This window comes from Pseudomonas sp. RT4P38 (assembly GCF_054897765.1).
Window position 1 is genome coordinate 2,865,227 of the sequence record NZ_CM142703.1, and the last position, 16,867, is coordinate 2,882,093.

Below are 16,867 nucleotides of genomic sequence, written 5' to 3' on the forward strand. Positions count from 1 at the left end.
TAAAAACAGCTAGTTAATAGGTCAGTTACCAGTCGTCTGTTTTATACGTCGTAAAATTGACAATTTTTTACTCTGCAACTTTAGTCTCACTCAATTGAGGGAACCACCCGCCTGGAGCCTGTCAACTTTTTGGCAACGCAAGGCGCGGTGATTTTCCCGAGGGAGCACACCATGTCGATGATTTCGTTCTTCTGCGGAGTGAAGGGGCTGTTCAGGAAGTTCGCCTTTTCTTCAAGTTTCCATGGCCCACCCAGGGCTCGGGTTCGCTCTGCCTAATCGCTGAGCGAGCCATTCTTTCGCGAATTCCAGGCGCGCATCCCGGGGTGGCCGTTTAACGGCTCTGCCATCCCGTGCCAGCTCTCGCCAAAAAAATGAACCAACACACTGCGCAAGCCAGCACCTGGCTGGGCGCGGGAGGATTTTTATCGTCCCGTGTCCTTCCCCCAAAGAGATCGAGGGCAATCTAAATGGCCAATTTCAACAAGTCGGACCTGGAATTCATCCTCAAGCAAATCTTCATCGCAGAAGCGCATGCCGACGGCGCCAGCCTCAGTGATTTGCTACCCAACAGTCAGGTGCCATTCGGCCTGCGTACCGTCGATGGCAGCTACAACAACCTGGTCGCCGGGCAAACTGAATTTGGCGCCGCGGACAATTCTTTCCTGCGCCTGCTGGATGCCTCTTATCGAGCGGCCTATGCCGGGACCGGGTCGGTGATCGACCCGCAGCCACGGATTATCAGTAATCTGATCAATGATCAGACCGCCAGCAACCCGGCCGCGGTTGCGGCGAACGGCGGTGCCGACCCGGTGATCAGCCCAGGTTTCGATGGTGTGTTCGGCACGGCCGACGACAAGGAAGTGTTCTTCATCCCCAATGAGTCGCCGGACGTCGGTCTCACCGCCGGCTTCAACTCGTGGATGACCTTCTTTGGCCAGTTCTTCGACCACGGCCTCGACCTGCTCAGCAAGAGCAGTACCGACATTGTGTTTATTCCGTTGCAGCCGGACGATCCGTTGTTCGTGCCGGGCAGCCCGACCAACTTCATGGTGCTGTCACGTGCTGTGCGTACGGCCGGCGCGGACGGAATTGTCGGCACTACCGATGATGGCCAGCCCAACACCACCTCGCCGTTCGTAGACCAGAGCCAGACTTACAGCTCGCACCCGTCGCATCAGGTGTTCCTGCGCGAGTACGTCCTCAACGCGGCAGGTGACCCTGTTGCAACGGGGCGCTTGATTACCAACCGCGATCTGGGCGCCGATGGCAAGTTCGGCACTGCCGATGATGGCGGCGCCGAAAATGGTGGCATGGCGACCTGGGCAGTGGTCAAGGCCCAGGCCCGTGACATTCTCGGCATCAACCTGACCGACGCCGATGTGCACAACGTGCCGCTGCTGGCAACCGATGCGTATGGCAACTTCATGCGGGGCTCGAGCGGTATGCCGCAGGTGGTGATGCGCATCAGTAACGGCGCTGACGGTATCGCCGGGACGGCTGATGACGTCACGCAACTGGTCGAAGGCAACCGGGATGCTCCGATCAGTCTGGCCAGCGCCGTGAGCACCGGGCATGGCTTCCTCGACGACATCGCCCACAATGCTGCGCCGGTAGTCGTCGGCGGGGTTCTGCAGGCGGATGCTGACGCCGATATCGGCAATGCGCAGCCCGTTGGCGCGGGTGGCAAAAACCTGACCTACGACAACGAACTGCTCGACGCTCACTACATTGCCGGCGATGGCCGGGCGAACGAGAACATCGGTCTGACCGCCGTGCACCATGTGTTCCACTCCGAGCACAACCGCCTGGTCCAGCAATCCAAGGACACCATCCTGGCCGCTGGCGATCTGGCGTTCCTCAATGAGTGGCTGGTCGACGACGTTGCCGCGATACCGACCACACTCGCCGAAATCGCGGCATTGGTGTGGGACGGCGAACGGCTGTTCCAGGCCGCCAAGTTCGGCACCGAGATGCAGTACCAGCACCTGGTGTTCGAGGAGTTCGCGCGGACCGTTCAGCCGCAGATCGACGAATTCCTTGCCCCCAACGGGTATGACACCTCGATTAACCCGGCCATCCTCGCCGAGTTCGCCCACGTGGTGTACCGCTTTGGTCACTCGATGTTGACCGAGACTGTCGATCGCTTCGACCCCGAGTTCAATCCGCTCCTCACTGACCCGAACAACCCGGACTCGCAACTCGGTCTGATCGCGGCCTTCCTCAACCCGTTGGCGTTCGCCGGCAGCGGGGCTACCGCGGACGAAGCGGCAGGAGCGATCATTCGCGGCGTGACCCGCCAGCTCGGCAACGAGATCGACGAGTTCGTCACCGAAGCGTTGCGCAACAATCTGCTCGGTCTGCCCCTCGATTTGCCGGCCCTGAACCTGGCGCGTGGTCGCGACACTGGCATCCCCACGTTGAATGAGGCGCGGCGTGAGTTTTACGAATCAACCGGTGACAGCCAACTCAAGCCGTACATCAGTTGGGCTGACTGGGCGGACAACCTCAAGCACCCCGAGTCGTTGGTCAACTTCATCGCGGCCTATGGCACGCATGACACCATTACGGCCGCGACTACGCTGGCAGGCAAACGCGATGCTGCCCTGGCGCTGGTGTTCGGTGGTGCCGGTTCGCCGGCTGACCGCCTGGACTTCCTCAACGGTAGCGGTGCCTGGGCCAACGTAACGAAGGCCGGCAGGGATGGGGTACTGGGTACCGCAGACGACCTGACGGGTGTAACGATCACGGGCGTCGACGACATCGACTTCTGGGTCGGTGGCCTCGCCGAGCAGAAGATGCCGTTCGGCGGGATGCTCGGCTCGTCGTTCAACTTCGTGTTTGAGACCCAGATGGAGGCGTTGCAGAACGGCGACCGCTTCTACTATCTGTCGCGCGTCGCGGGCCTGAACTTCGGCACCGAGCTGGAGAACAACTCCTTTGCCAAGCTGATCATGCTCAACACCGATGTCACTCACCTGTCGAACACGGTGTTCCTGACGCCGACGTACACCCTGGAAGTGAATCAGGCCAATCAGTTCACCGGCCTTGGCGCAAACGGCGGCGCCGATCCGACGGGCGGCCTCATGATCAACGGCGTGGAAATCGTGCCGCTGGTGATCCGCGACAACCCCAACACTGTTGGCGCGGACAGTAATTATCTGCAATACACCGGTGAAGACCATGTCGTCCTCGGTGGCACCGCCGGCAATGACATCATTGTCTCCGGTGATGGCGATGACACCCTTTACGGCGACGGCGGCAACGATCGCCTCGAAGGCGGCGCCGGGAACGATGCGGTACTGGGCGGCGCGGGCGATGACATCATCACCGACTCGTTCGGCGACAACCGTCTGGAAGGTAATGCCGGTAACGATGTGATCGTGGCTGGCAGCATGCTGGCTGGAGGTAACCTGATCCTGGGGGGCGATGGCCAGGACTTCATCATCACCACCGAGGACGTTAGCACCACCTTCGGCGGTCAGGGTGACGATTTCATCCTCGGCGCCAAGACCAACCTGCCAGCCACCGGCAACGAAGGCGATGACTGGATCGAGAAAGGCACCCAGGACGGCGCGCCTGGCGACAACGCCTCGCCGTTGCTCAATGACGATGTGATCGGCAACGACATCTTTGTCGGTGGTGGTGGCTTCGACGAAATGATCGGCGAGGGTGGCGATGACATCTTTGTCGGCAGCGATGCCCAGGACAATATGGACGGCATGTCCGGTTTCGACTGGGTAACCCACAAAAATGACCGGGTCGGCGTGACCGTTGACCTGACCATGGCCGCGCTGGCGCAGCCACACGGCAACGCACCAAACCAGAACAACGGGCCGTTCAACCCGGTCGGCGCGTCGCCGGCCTCGATCCTCGACCGTTTTGCCGAGGTCGAAGGCTTGTCTGGTTCGCAATTCGGCGATGTGCTCAAGGGCGATAATGTTAATGCGGTCACTATCGTCGACCACGGTGGCACCACGGGCAGTGCGCTGACCAATGTGGCGTTGATCCGCGGGCTGGAGCAGTTTCTGGCCGACGCCGGTTTGCCGACCACCGGCTTTGCCACGGGCAACATTATCCTGGGTGGCAATGGCAGTGACCTGATCGAGGGCCGCGGTGGGGATGATCTGATCGATGGCGACAAATGGCTCAACGTCAGGATTGCGGTCTATGACGCCGGTGACATCAATCATACCGGCCCCGAGATCGCCACCTTCGACAGCATGGTCGATATGATCCCGTTCATGATCGACGGCACTTATAACCCGGGTCAGCTCAAGGCCGTGCGGGAAATCCTGCCCGGCAGCTCGACGGGCGGGGCGGCCTTTGACACCGCCATTTTCTCCGGGCTTCAGTCCGAGTATGTGGTGACGCGTGACACCCGCGGCACGGCCAATGTGGCGGACGATGTCTGGACGGTGACCGATACCGAAGTGGGTCGCGACGGCACCGATACCTTGCTGCATATCGAACGCCTGCAGTTCGCCGATACCCAGCAAGTGCTGGTGCCGGGGCTGAATGCACAACCGCTCGGCACACCAACCGTCACGGATGCAAACGGCGGCGCAATCACAGTGGGCGATACGCTGACGGTGAACGTGGCCGGGGTGCGCGATGCCAACAACATCGCGGTGGGTAATCTGCAGGGTTTTATCAACAACGCCTCGGTGTCCTACTTTTGGCAGTTCGAAGCCGACCCGGGCACCGGCATTTTCGAAGACATCATTCTGCTGCCTGCCGGTAACCTGGCATTCCAGAGCGCAGACGGCACCGCCTTCAAGGTCTCGCCTGATCTTGCCGGGCTGTCACTGAGGGTCAAGGCGATCTATCAGGATGGTCATGGCACGACTGAAGTGCTGTTCTCGCAGCCGACTGCCGTGGTGGAACCCGGCGCGCCGGTTGTGCCGACGGCGCAGACACCCGTTGTCAATGCTACCGCGGGCGGCGAGGGCCTCAACATGGTCCGCTCCGACCTCAACTTCATTCTTGATCAGATCAAGATTGCCGAGGCTGACGCGGCCGGTCAGGACATCCTTTCGCTGATCCCGAATATCCGCGCGCCGTTGGGCCTGCGTGCGGTCGATGGCTCGAACAACAACCTGATGAACCTCAACGGCATCAACAACACCGAGTTTGGCGCCGCCGACAACGTCTTTCCGCGCTTGACCGATCCAGTCTTCAATCCGGCGGAAGGTGCACCTGCCGGCTTCTTCGGCCCCGGCTCGCCGGCCATTCCGGGATCGTCGTATCAGCAGACCAGCGGCGCCGTGTTTGACTCGCAGCCGCGCACCATCAGCAACCTGATCGTCGACCAGACGTCGAACAACCCGGCGGCCTATGCCACGGCTTACGACCCGGGTGCGGACGGTGTGCTCAACTTCGGCGAGGTGGGTAACGACGACGTGCTCAAGGATGGCACACGGATAGTCGCCAGCCCCGGCATGGATGGTCAGTTCGGTACTGCCGACGACCAGGATGTGTACCTGTTCGAGAACACCACGGCGGATGCGGGGTTGTCCGCGCCGTTCAATGCCTGGATGACTTTCTTCGGGCAGTTCTTCGATCATGGTCTGGACCTGCTGACCAAAGGCGGTTCGGGCACCATCTTCATCCCGCTGCAACCGGATGATCCGCTGTATGTGCCAGGCGGCAACACTAACTTCATGGTGCTGACCCGCGCGACCAACCTGCCAGGGGCGGATGGCGTTCTCGGCACGGCCGACGACATCCGTGAGCACACCAACACCACCTCGCCATTCGTGGACCAAAACCAGACCTACAGCTCGCACCCGTCGCACCAGGTTTTCCTGCGCGGTTATGAGCTGACCGACAACGGCCCCATCGCGACCGGCAGACTGATCACTAACCGTGACCTGGGGGAGGACGGCAAGTTTGGGACTGCAGACGACAGCGAAATCGGTGGTATGGCGACCTGGAAGGTGGTCAAGGCGCAGGCCAACGACATCCTGGGTATCCGCCTGACTGATGCCGACGTCGATAACTCGCCGCTGTTGGCGACCGACGCCTATGGCAATTTCATCAAGGGGCCGAACGGCTTCCCGATGGTCGTGATGAAGGGGGTTGACGGTCTGGGCGGCACGGCTGATGACGTTCTGGTCGAAGGCAATCCGCTTTCCCCCATTAGCCTGACCAATGCGGTGCGCACCGGTCACCAGTTCCTCGCCGACATTGCCCACAATGCAGCGCCGGTGTTCAGCAGTGGCGTGCTCGTGCCTGACGCGGATTCCGATATTGGCAACGCAGTGCCGGCCAATCCGCACACCGGGGCCAACCTGGCCTACGACAACGAGTTGCTCGATGCGCATTACATCGCTGGCGACGGCCGGGTCAACGAGAACATTGGCCTGACCGCGGTGCATGCGATTTTCCACTCCGAGCACAATCGGCTGGTCGCGCAGACCAAGGACACCGTGCTCGATTCGGCTGACCTGGCCTTTCTCAACGAGTGGCTGCTCACTCCAGTGAGCGGGTTGCCCGCCAACCAGGCCGAGATCGATGCGCTGGTGTGGAATGGCGAGCGCCTGTTCCAGGCTGCCAAGTTCGGCACCGAGATGCAGTATCAGCACCTGGTGTTCGAGGAGTTTGCCCGGACCATCCAGCCTAACGTCGACCTGTTCTTCGCACCGACCCAGGTCTATGACGTTGACCTCGATGCCTCGATCGTCGCCGAGTTCGCCCACACCGTGTACCGGTTTGGCCACTCGATGCTGACCGAGACCGTCGATCGCTTCGATGTCGATTTCAACGTGGTTGGCGATCCGAACAGCGCTGATCCCGATCAGCAACTTGGCTTGATCGCGGCGTTCCTCAACCCGTTGGCGTACGTCGCCAGTGGCGTAACGCCCGAGGATGCGACCAGTGCGATCGTGCGTGGGATGACTCGGCAAGCCGGTAACGAAATCGACGAGTTCGTCACCGAGGCGCTGCGCAACAACCTGCTCGGCCTGCCGCTTGACCTGCCGGCGATCAATATCGCCCGTGGCCGCGACGTGGGGATTCCTTCGCTCAATGCGGTCCGCCGCGACATCTACAGCCAAACCGGTGATACCCAACTCAAGCCGTACACCAGCTGGGTCGACCTGGTGCAGCACCTCAAACATCCAGAGTCGTTGATCAACTTCATCGCGGCCTATGGCACTCATGACACGATCACGGCGGCGACCACGCTGGAAGGCAAACGCGCTGCAGCCCTGGCGCTGGTATTCGGTGGTACGGGTGCGCCGGCTGACCGCCTGGATTTCCTCAACGGCACTGGCACTTGGGCCAACGTGACGCGGGCCGGCAAGGATGGGCTGCTGGGTACTGGCGACGATCTGAAGGGTGTGACTGTCACGGGTGTCGATGCCATCGACCTCTGGATCGGCGGCCTGGCCGAAGAGAAAACTCCGTTCGGCGGCATGCTCGGCTCGACCTTCAACTTCGTGTTCGAGAACCAGTTGGAAAAACTGCAGGACGGTGACCGCTTCTACTATCTGGAGCGTACCGCTGGCCTGTCGATGAATGCCGAACTGGAAAGCAACTCGTTCGCCAAGCTGATCATGGCCAACACCTCGGTCACGCACTTGCCGGGCCTGGTGTTCTCGGACCCTGCGTTCTATCTGGAAAGGGACCAGAGCAAGCAGTTCAACGAAGGCCTGGGCAACGCCGATCCGCTTGGCGAGAACGGCGAGCAGGTGGTGTTCCGCGACAACCCGCTGACGGCGGGGCCGGACGCCAACTACATCCGGTACTCGGGTGAAGAGCACATCGTGCTAGGCGGTACCAACGGCGCAGACATCCTCGTTTCGAGTGAAGGTGATGACACGGTCTGGGGGGACGGCGGCAACGATCGCATCGAAGGCGGTGACGGCAACGACCAACTGCGCGGTGGCGCCGGCGACGACATCATCAGCGACCGCGGCGGCGACGATAACATCCAGGGTGGCGACGGCAACGACGTGCTGCACGGTGGCAACGGCGTCAACCTGATCATCGGCGGGTTCGGCAATGACTTCATCGTGACCGGTGAAGACGCTTCCGAGGCCATTGGTGGCCACGGCAACGACTTCATCCTGGGTAGCAAAGCCAACGAACAGGACATGGGTAACGAAGGCGACGACTGGATCGAGAAGGGCACCTCGGACGGTGCACCTGGCGACAACTTCGACCCGCTCGGCAACGACCCTATAATCGGCCACGATGTGTTCATCGGCGGTAGCGAGAACGATAAGTTCAACGGCGAGGGTGGCGACGACATCATGGTCGGCAGTCTCGGCTTCGGTGACCGTTATATCGGTGGCTCCGGCTATGACTGGGCAACCTTCAAGGGGCTCGCCCAAGGCGTGACCATCGATTTCACCGACCGCTTTTTCGATGTTCCGCCGCTGCCGGGTTCGGGTGCTTCGGCGCAGGTGCGTTTCGACATCATGGAAGGTCTGTCGGGTTCGTCCCACGGTGACTTCCTGCGCGGTGACAACGAAGATGCCACGTCGCTACCCACTGCGGGTGCAACCGGCAGTGTGTTGACCAACATTGACCTGATCGACGGCCTCGCTGATCTGCTGCCCGCCGGAGCGACGTTCTTCGACGGCGGCAACATCATCCTGGGCGGTGGCGGCAGCGACCTGATCGAAGGTCGCGGTGGTGACGACATCATCGACGGTGACAAGTGGCTGAACGTACGCATCAGCGTACGGGCGAACGCTGACGGCACTGGCGCGGAAATCGCCACGTTCAACAGCATGGAGCCACTGGTGCCGTTTATGCTGAACGGAACTTACAACCCGGGCCAGTTGGTCATCGTGCGGGAGATTCTGACCGGCAATGACAGCTTCGACACCGCGCTGTTCTCCGGTAATTTGGGGGAATACGGCATCGAGATCGATGGCGACACGGTCATTGTGACCGACTCGGTGGCGGGGCGTGATGGCGTCGATCGCTTGACGGGCATCGAGCGACTGCAGTTCGCTGACGTTGCGCAGTTGTCTGGAGTGGGGACCGCGCAAAACAACGACCCATCGGGCCATCTGGCAATCCTCGATGCTGCCACCGGTGTGCGTGACGATACGCCTGTCGCCGGCCAGCTGCTGCGCGTCAGCGATCGGGCGGTACACGACGCGGACAGTCAGAGTGTGGTCAACCCGACCGGTGCGGTGACCGGTGGGGTGGCTTACTACTGGCAGGTCGAAACCATTGCCGGCTCGGGCATCTATGACGACATCACCTTCGTCGCCGCTGGCGAGGCATCGCGAGCGAGCGGCACCACCTACCGGGTGACGGACGATGTGGCGGGTCTGAACATCCGCGTCCGGGCGGTGTACCAGGATGCCAAGGGTACGCTGGAAATCGTCGACTCTGCTGGGAACAGCGAACCGACTGAAGGGCCGACCGTAACGGGGCTTGCAGTACAGAACCAGCTGTTGACCGCTGACCCGTCGAGCATCATCGACCTCGATGGCCTGAGCAATCCGCAGTTCACCTACCAGTGGCAGGCGAACGACGGGCTGGGCTTCGTCAACATCGCCGGCGCTACCGGTAGCACGTTCGCGCTTGGCCAGACTCAGGTTGGCCAGGAAGTGCGCGTGGTGATGGGTTACGTGGATAACTTCGGTGTGGCCGAAAGCGTTTCGTCCAACATCCTGGGTCCGGTGGACAACGTCAACGATGCACCGACTGAAGGGCCGACCGTAACCGGGCTTGCAGTGCAGAACCAGGTGTTGACCGCTGACCCGGCGAGCATCATCGACATTGATGGCCTGAGCAATCCGCAGTTCACCTACCAATGGCAGGCGAGCAACGGGCTTGGTTTCGTCAACATCAACGGCGCTACCGGTAGCACGTTCGCGCTTGGCCAGGATCAGGTCGGCCAGGAAGTGCGCGTGGTGATCGGTTATGTGGATGACTTCGGTGCGGCCGAAAGCGTTTCATCCAACATCCTGGGGCCGGTGGCCAACGTCAACGATGCACCGACAGGCGCGTTGCTGATCAGCGATACGACACCGGATCAAGGGCAGGTGCTGACCGCGCTGACGGCTGGGATTGCCGATCCGGATGGGCTGGGCACCTTCAGCTTCCAGTGGCAGCAAGGTGTCGGCGCGTCCTTCACCGACATCAACGGCGCGACCGCTGCGACCTTCACCCCTGGTGCGGCGCAGGTCAATCTGCAACTGCGAGTGATCGTGCGCTACACCGATGGCTTCGGCACGCTGGAGTCGGTGACCTCGGCGGCGACGGTGGCGGTTGCGGCACTGGGCGTGGTGCTGCAGGGCAACGCTTTGGACAACACCCTCACCGGCACCGTAGGTAACGATGTGCTGCTTGGCCTGGGCGGGAACGATACGCTGAATGGCCTGGCCGGTATCGACCAGTTGTTTGGCGGCACTGGCAACGACATCCTCAACGGCGGAGGCGACAACGACGTCCTCAATGGCGAGGACGGCAACGACACCCTCAATGGTGGGCTCGGCGCAGATGCCATGAACGGTGGTGCCGGCAACGACACGTTTGTGGTCGACAACGTCGGTGACCTTGTCACCGAGGCGCTGGGTGGTGGTACCGATCTGGTACAAACCAGCCTGACGAGCTACCAGCTCGGTGCCAACGTCGAGAACCTGACCTATACGGGAGCCGGTGACTTCACCGGTACCGGTAACGCGCAGGCCAACACCATCACCGGCGGGGTGGGTAACGACCTCCTCAATGGCGGTGCAGGTGCTGACCGGATGCTGGGGGGCGCCGGCAACGATACCTACGTCGTCGATGCAGCCTTAGACGTGGTGGTCGAGGTGGCGGGTGGCGGTACGGACACCGTGCAGACTTCGCTGGCCAGCTACACGCTGGGCGGTAATGTCGAGAACCTGACCTACACCGGAGTCGGCAACTTCGTCGGTAACGGTAACGGGTTGAACAACGTCATCACCGGCGGGGTGGGTAATGACACCCTCAATGGTGGCGGCGGCAACGACCAACTGTTCGGTGGCATTGGCACGGATACCCTGAACGGTGGCACTGGCAATGACTTTATCGATGGCGGTACTGGCAACGATACGGTCACTGGCGGTGCCGGCAACGACATGATGGTTGCCAGCAGTGGCAACGATATCTTCATGTTCGCAGCGGGCTTCGGGACTGATCAGATCATCGGCTTCGATGCCGACGCGGTGGGAGGCCAGGACCGGCTCGATATTTCCGCGTTCGGCGTCACTGCTGCGACCTTTGCCGGCAGCGTCATCATCACCGATGTCGGTGCGGATACCTTGCTCAGCTACGCAGGACCTGACTCCATCCGCCTGGTCGGTGTGGCCGATGCAACAACCGTCACTGCCGCAGACTTCATTCTCGCCACTTGAGGTCCTGATCAGTACTGTTGCAGACGCGTGGAAAGCGGAAGGGAGGGCATGGATGCCCTCCCTTTTTTTAAGAACCTGGCCGTTTGTTAAGCTGAAAATGGGTGAACCACCGTCCTCGGCCTGCTCACCCTGTTTCTGTTATTCGGTTTTCGACACACCCGCCACCTGTCACCCAAACGTGATGAATGCTTCCCACTGACTCTTAACTGCTGAACAAGCCGATAAGAGTCCAGGCTGCCCCTATCGCAAAAATGAAAAGAATAAGTACCAGCGTGAGGATTAGCGGCTCGATGCGCATGAAAGTGACTCCTCGGAAGGGCTGGCAATGCGCGCCTGATCTTCGGCGCAGCTGTTTTTCCAGTGGCACCGCTTCAAACTCTCAATTAGTGCGCTAGTGAACGCACAGCATTCTCTATGCCAAAAAAATTGAACAGCCTATAAATCCCCGCCCGCGGGGTAGCCTGATTCTGTGGCCAGTTCTCCATCAAAAAAGTTGAAATAGGATGCGGGTAATACCGCCCATTTATGGGGAATTTCTCTCAACGTGGGTATGGCAATGCTTCGCTGGCGCTCTATTAATTTCTGCACTCCGCCAACACCACTTTGCAGGTATTCGGCGTGCCACCGGATCGGCCGGCATAGCGTATGCAATTATCCAGGGATTTTTTGCGCGCCATGCTCAAGGTGGAGCCCCAAGCCAGGCCCCCCTCGCCGGCAGTGGGCAGCGCTTTTGCATAGCAGCTTGAGCCTATGCTTGGGGCCGAATAGCGGGACGTGGCAGCTTTGCCTGCACATCCCGCTGTTAGCGCAAGGTTGATGGCGAGCAGGGAGGGTAGGAGCCATGACGAGCATTGCCGCGCTGTTTTTCCGGTCATCCCATTTCCCCTGTATCAAGAGGCTAGAGGCGTGTTTGTGGTCGTGCTCTACTCAGATTAGACGGGCTCGAGGTTTTTATACATTCCAGAAACACATGATCTTTTGACCCGAAAACACACAACGGCTGATGCTGCGGTTAAACTTCGCGCTCTTTCCAAAGGAGTTCATATGAGTTACTACCAGCCGGGCATTCTCGCCACCCCAGTACCGCCTCAAGCCCGTCATATGTTCTTCGCACTCGAATCCGCCGCTGCATTGCCGGCCGCGCTGGAAAATCTGCAGGGGCTGGTGGACGGAAAGTCGGCAGTGGTCGGGTTCGGTGAATCCCTGGTCAAGGCCCTCAAGGGGCAAATCGAAGGCCTGCGCACCTTTCCAGCGTTGACCGGTGTCGGCGTTGACAACCCGTCGACCCAGCACGCCCTGTGGTGCTGGTTGCACGGTGTCGACCGTGGCGAATTGCTCAATCGCAGCAACGCCATCGAAGCCGCGCTGGCACCCGCCTTGCGCCTGGTGCAGATGAACGAAACCTTCTGCCACCTCATCGGCCATGACCTGACCGGTTATGAAGACGGCACCGAAAACCCTCACGACGAAGCGGCCGTCGCCGCCGCGCTGATAAGTGACGGCGCTGACGGAATCGTCGGCGGCAGCTTCGCCGCGATCCAGCAGTGGCAGCATGATCTGAAAGGCTTCCACGCGATGCCTTCCCATGAGAAGGACAACATCATGGGCCGTCGTTTGAGCGACAACGAAGAAATCGACGACGCGCCGATCTCTGCGCACGTCAAACGCACCGCCCAGGAAAGCTTCGCCCCCGAGGCATTCGTGGTGCGCCGTTCCATGCCCTGGATCGAAGGCGACCGCGCCGGCCTGATGTTCCTGGCCTTCGGTTTCTCCCTCGACGCCTTCGAAGCCCAACTGCGCCGCATGAGCGGTCTGGAAGACGGCATCACCGACGGTTTGTACCGCATCAGCCGACCGATCACTGGCGGCTACTACTGGTGCCCGCCGCTCAAGGACGGTCATCTGGACCTGCGCGCACTGCGCGTCGGCTAACCATCAAGGAGTGAGTATGAACGTGGTGCGCTGGGGCATGATCGGTTGTGGCAGCGTCGCTGAACGCAAGAGCGGGCCGGCTTTCTACAAGGTGCCTGGCTCGGCGCTGGTGGCGGTGATGGGCCGGCGTCTGGAAGCGGTGACGGATTACGCCGCGCGCCACGGCATCGCTCGGTTCTACACCGACGTCGAAGCGCTGATCAACGATCCCGAGGTGGACGCGGTGTACATCGCCACACCACCTGACAGTCATCACGCTTACGTCTTGCGGGTGGCCGCCGCCGGCAAACATTGCTGCGTCGAAAAACCCATGTCGCTGAATGCCGGGCAAAGCCGTGAAATGCAAAAGGTCTTTGCCGACGCCGGGCTGCACCTGTTTGTTTCTTACTACCGTCGCTCGCTGCCGCGCTTCCAGCAGGTGCGGCAGTGGCTGGAAGAGGGGCGGATCGGCGAAGTCCGGCACTTGACCTGGACGCTCACGAAAGCGCCATCGGCGGCGGATCAGGATGGCACCGATAACTGGCGAACTGACCCGGCAATTGCTGGCGGTGGTTATTTCGCCGACCTGGCCAGCCATGGCTTCGACCTGTTCCAGTACCTGCTCGGTGACATCGTCGAAGTCGCCGGATTTACCGCTCGGCAAGCCGGTTTGTATGCCGCTGAAGACGCCGTCAGCGCCAGTTGGCGCTTTGCTGGCGGGGCCTTGGGCATGGGCTGCTGGAATTTTGTTGCAGATCGCCGCGAAGATCGCGTCGAACTGATCGGTAGCAAAGGCCGGATTACCTTTTCCGTATTCGATGAACATCCGGTTCAGCTTGAAGCCGATGAAAACCTCAGCCTGCACATCGACAATCACCCGCACATCCAGTGGCATCACGTGCTGGGCATGAACGCGCACATTCGGGGTGAAGCGCAGCATCCGGCGGTAGCCGAACAGGCATTGAAAACCGATTGGGTAATGGACCAGATCCTCAAGCGCTGATTCCCGCATCTAACCTTATGCTCAAACAGTATTTCTCAACCCCGCCATTAGAACTATAAGATCACGTCATAACTCGTTATAACAAGTGATCTCCATGACCGATAACGTTCTTTCCCTCAGTAGCGTTCCGCTGCACACCCAACTGCGGGATGTGCTTCGCGCCCGCATCCTCGACGGCGAATACCCGCAAGACAGCCAGATGCCCTCGGAAAGCGAGCTCGGCGCACTCTTCAAAGTCAGCCGCATCACCGTGCGCCAAGCCCTGGGGGATCTGCAGAAAGAAGGGCTGATCTTCAAGATCCACGGCAAAGGCACCTTCGTCGCCAAGCCGAAAACCTTCCAGAACGTCAGCACCCTGCAAGGGCTCGCCGAGTCCATGACCGGTCGCGGCTACGAGGTGATCAACCGCCTGCGCAGTTTCAAATTCATACCGGCCGACAAACTCGTTGCCGAGCGCTTGCAAGTCGCCGAAGGCGAGACGGTGGCGCAGATCAAACGGGTGCGGCTGATCAACCGTGAGCCGATTTCCCTGGAGATCACCTACCTGCCCAAGGCCATCGGCGAGCGTCTGGAGAAGGCCGATCTGGTCACTCGCGACATTTTCCTGATCCTGGAAAACGACTGCGGCCTGACCCTCGGTCATGCAGACCTGGCCATCGACGCGGTGCTGGCCGACAGCGACCTGACCCAGGCGCTGAACGTCGAACCGGGCTCGCCGATCATGCGCATCGAGCGCCTGACCCACGACGCCAGCGGCCAACCCGTGGACTTCGAACACCTTTACTACCGCGGCGATGCCTTCCAGTACCGCCTGCGGATCGACCGGCAAAAAGGGGCGCAGGCATGACTAGCAGCTCAATGATTAGAAACACGCTCGAACAGGAATACGACATCGTCGTGATCGGCGGCGGCACCGCAGGACCGATGGCGGCGATCAAGGCCAAGGAACGCAATCGTGATTTGCGCGTGCTGCTGATCGACAAGGCCAACGTTAAACGCAGCGGCGCGATCAGCATGGGCATGGACGGCCTGAACAACGCGATCATTCCCGGTCACTCGACGCCCGAGCAGTACACCAAGGAAATCACCATCGCCAACGACGGCATCGTCAATCAGGCGGCGGTGTATGCCTACGCGACTCACAGTTTCGAAACCCTCTCACAACTGGACCGCTGGGGCGTGAAGTTCGAGAAGGACGAGACCGGCGACTACGCAGTGAAAAAGGTCCACCACATGGGCGCCTACGTGCTGCCGATGCCGGAAGGGCATGACATCAAAAAAGTCCTGTATCGCCAGTTGAAACGGGCACGGGTCAGCATCACCAACCGGCTCGTTTGCACCCGCTTGCTCACGGATGAAGAGGGCGCGGTCAACGGTGTGATGGGCTTTGACTGCCGCACCGCTGACTTCCACGTGATCAAGGCCAAAGCCGTGATCCTCTGCTGCGGCGCCGCCGGACGTTTGGGATTGCCGTCCTCGGGTTACCTGATGGGCACCTACGAAAACCCCACCAATGCCGGCGACGGTTACGCCATGGCCTATCACGCCGGGGCCGAACTGGCGAACCTCGAATGCTTCCAGATCAACCCGCTGATCAAGGATTACAACGGCCCGGCCTGCGCCTACGTCACGGGTCCGTTGGGCGGCTACACCGCGAACAACAAGGGCGAGCGCTTCATCGAGTGCGATTACTGGAGCGGCCAGATGATGTGGGAGTTCCACCAGGAACTCGAAAGCGGCAACGGCCCGGTATTCCTCAAACTCGATCACCTGGCCGAGGAAACCATCCAGAACATCGAAGAGATCCTGCACAGCAACGAACGACCGAGTCGCGGCCAGTTTCACGCTAATCGCGGCACCGACTACCGCACGCAAATGGTCGAGATGCACATCTCGGAAATCGGCTTTTGTAGCGGCCACTCGGCCTCTGGCGTGTGGGTCAACGAGAAAGCGGAAACCTCGGTCAAGGGTTTGTACTCGGCGGGTGACATGGCCGCGGTGCCGCACAACTACATGCTTGGCGCGTTCACCTACGGCTGGTTTGCCGGCACCAACGCGGCGGATTTTGTCGCCGGTCGCGAGTTTTCTGCGGTCGATGCCCAGCAGATCGAAACAGAAAAAGCCCGGGTCTACGCACCGCTGGACCGCGAACACGGCCTGCCGCCAGCCCAGGTCGAGTACAAGCTGCGGCGCTTCGTCAACGACTACCTGCAACCGCCGAAAGTGACCAAGAAGATGCAGATCGGCCTGCAACGCTTCAGCGATATCCAGCGCGATCTCGATCAGATCAAGGCCCACAACGCCCACGAACTGATGCGCGCCATGGAAGTCAGCATGATCCGCGACTGCGCCGAAATGGCGGCCCGCGCTTCGCTGTTCCGTGCCGAAAGTCGCTGGGGGCTTTATCACTATCGGGTCGACCACCCGCAACGCAACGACAGCGACTGGTTCTGTCATTGCCACTTGAAGAAGGATGAAAACGGCCTGATGACCAGTTTCAAGAAAGCCGTCGAGCCCTACATCATCCCGCTGGACGCCGATGAAATGCAGGCTTACGACCGGCTGCGTGTCGGTGCCTTTGCGGCCTGAGCATCACAAAAAGAGAGAC

6 protein-coding genes are annotated in these 16,867 nt (G+C 60.6%); 5 read left to right on the forward strand and 1 reads right to left on the reverse strand.

Translation table 11 applies throughout. The features are described from left to right. Positions 1-467: 467 nt before the first annotated feature. Positions 468-11,345, forward strand: coding sequence for a peroxidase family protein (locus ACYZT7_RS13455; protein ID WP_462041388.1), 10,878 nt, complete (start codon positions 468-470; stop codon positions 11,343-11,345). Between the two features lie 575 nt (positions 11,346-11,920). On the opposite strand, the gene ACYZT7_RS13460 is transcribed toward ACYZT7_RS13455, so the two are convergent. Next, entirely contained in the window at positions 11,921-12,220 is a 300-nt protein-coding gene (locus tag ACYZT7_RS13460; protein WP_462041389.1) for a hypothetical protein, read from the reverse strand. Between the two features lie 169 nt (positions 12,221-12,389). Here ACYZT7_RS13460 and ACYZT7_RS13465 point away from each other — a divergent pair, with 169 nt between their 5' ends. The 4 genes from ACYZT7_RS13465 to ACYZT7_RS13480 all read left to right on the forward strand — a co-directional run bounded on the left by ACYZT7_RS13465 (position 12,390) and on the right by ACYZT7_RS13480 (position 16,848). Next, positions 12,390-13,277: a Dyp-type peroxidase gene (locus tag ACYZT7_RS13465; protein WP_462041390.1), complete on the forward strand. Its 888-nt coding sequence runs from the start codon at positions 12,390-12,392 to the stop codon at positions 13,275-13,277. Positions 13,278-13,293: 16 nt separating this feature from the next. After that, the gene (locus ACYZT7_RS13470; protein ID WP_462041391.1) at positions 13,294-14,259 is read left to right on the forward strand and encodes a Gfo/Idh/MocA family protein; all 966 of its coding nucleotides are present in this window, start codon (positions 13,294-13,296) and stop codon (positions 14,257-14,259) included. Between the two features lie 94 nt (positions 14,260-14,353). After that, positions 14,354-15,106, forward strand: a complete 753-nt coding sequence (locus tag ACYZT7_RS13475) for a GntR family transcriptional regulator (protein WP_462041392.1) — start codon at positions 14,354-14,356, stop codon at positions 15,104-15,106. An 11-nt stretch (positions 15,107-15,117) separates the two neighbouring features. Beyond that, positions 15,118-16,848 (forward strand): fumarate reductase/succinate dehydrogenase flavoprotein subunit, encoded by a 1,731-nt coding sequence (locus tag ACYZT7_RS13480; protein WP_462041787.1) that lies wholly within the window; start codon positions 15,118-15,120, stop codon positions 16,846-16,848. The last annotated feature ends 19 nt before the right edge of the window (positions 16,849-16,867 follow it).

Coding starts and splice junctions, on each gene's coding strand:
- ACYZT7_RS13475 (WP_462041392.1), top strand. CDS start 14,354: ATGACCGATAACGTTCTTTCCCTCAGTAGCGTTCCGCTGCACACCCAA.
- ACYZT7_RS13465 (WP_462041390.1), top strand. CDS start 12,390: ATGAGTTACTACCAGCCGGGCATTCTCGCCACCCCAGTACCGCCTCAA.
- ACYZT7_RS13480 (WP_462041787.1), top strand. CDS start 15,118: ATGATTAGAAACACGCTCGAACAGGAATACGACATCGTCGTGATCGGC.
- ACYZT7_RS13460 (WP_462041389.1), bottom strand. CDS start 12,220: ATGACCGGAAAAACAGCGCGGCAATGCTCGTCATGGCTCCTACCCTCC.
- ACYZT7_RS13470 (WP_462041391.1), top strand. CDS start 13,294: ATGAACGTGGTGCGCTGGGGCATGATCGGTTGTGGCAGCGTCGCTGAA.
- ACYZT7_RS13455 (WP_462041388.1), top strand. CDS start 468: ATGGCCAATTTCAACAAGTCGGACCTGGAATTCATCCTCAAGCAAATC.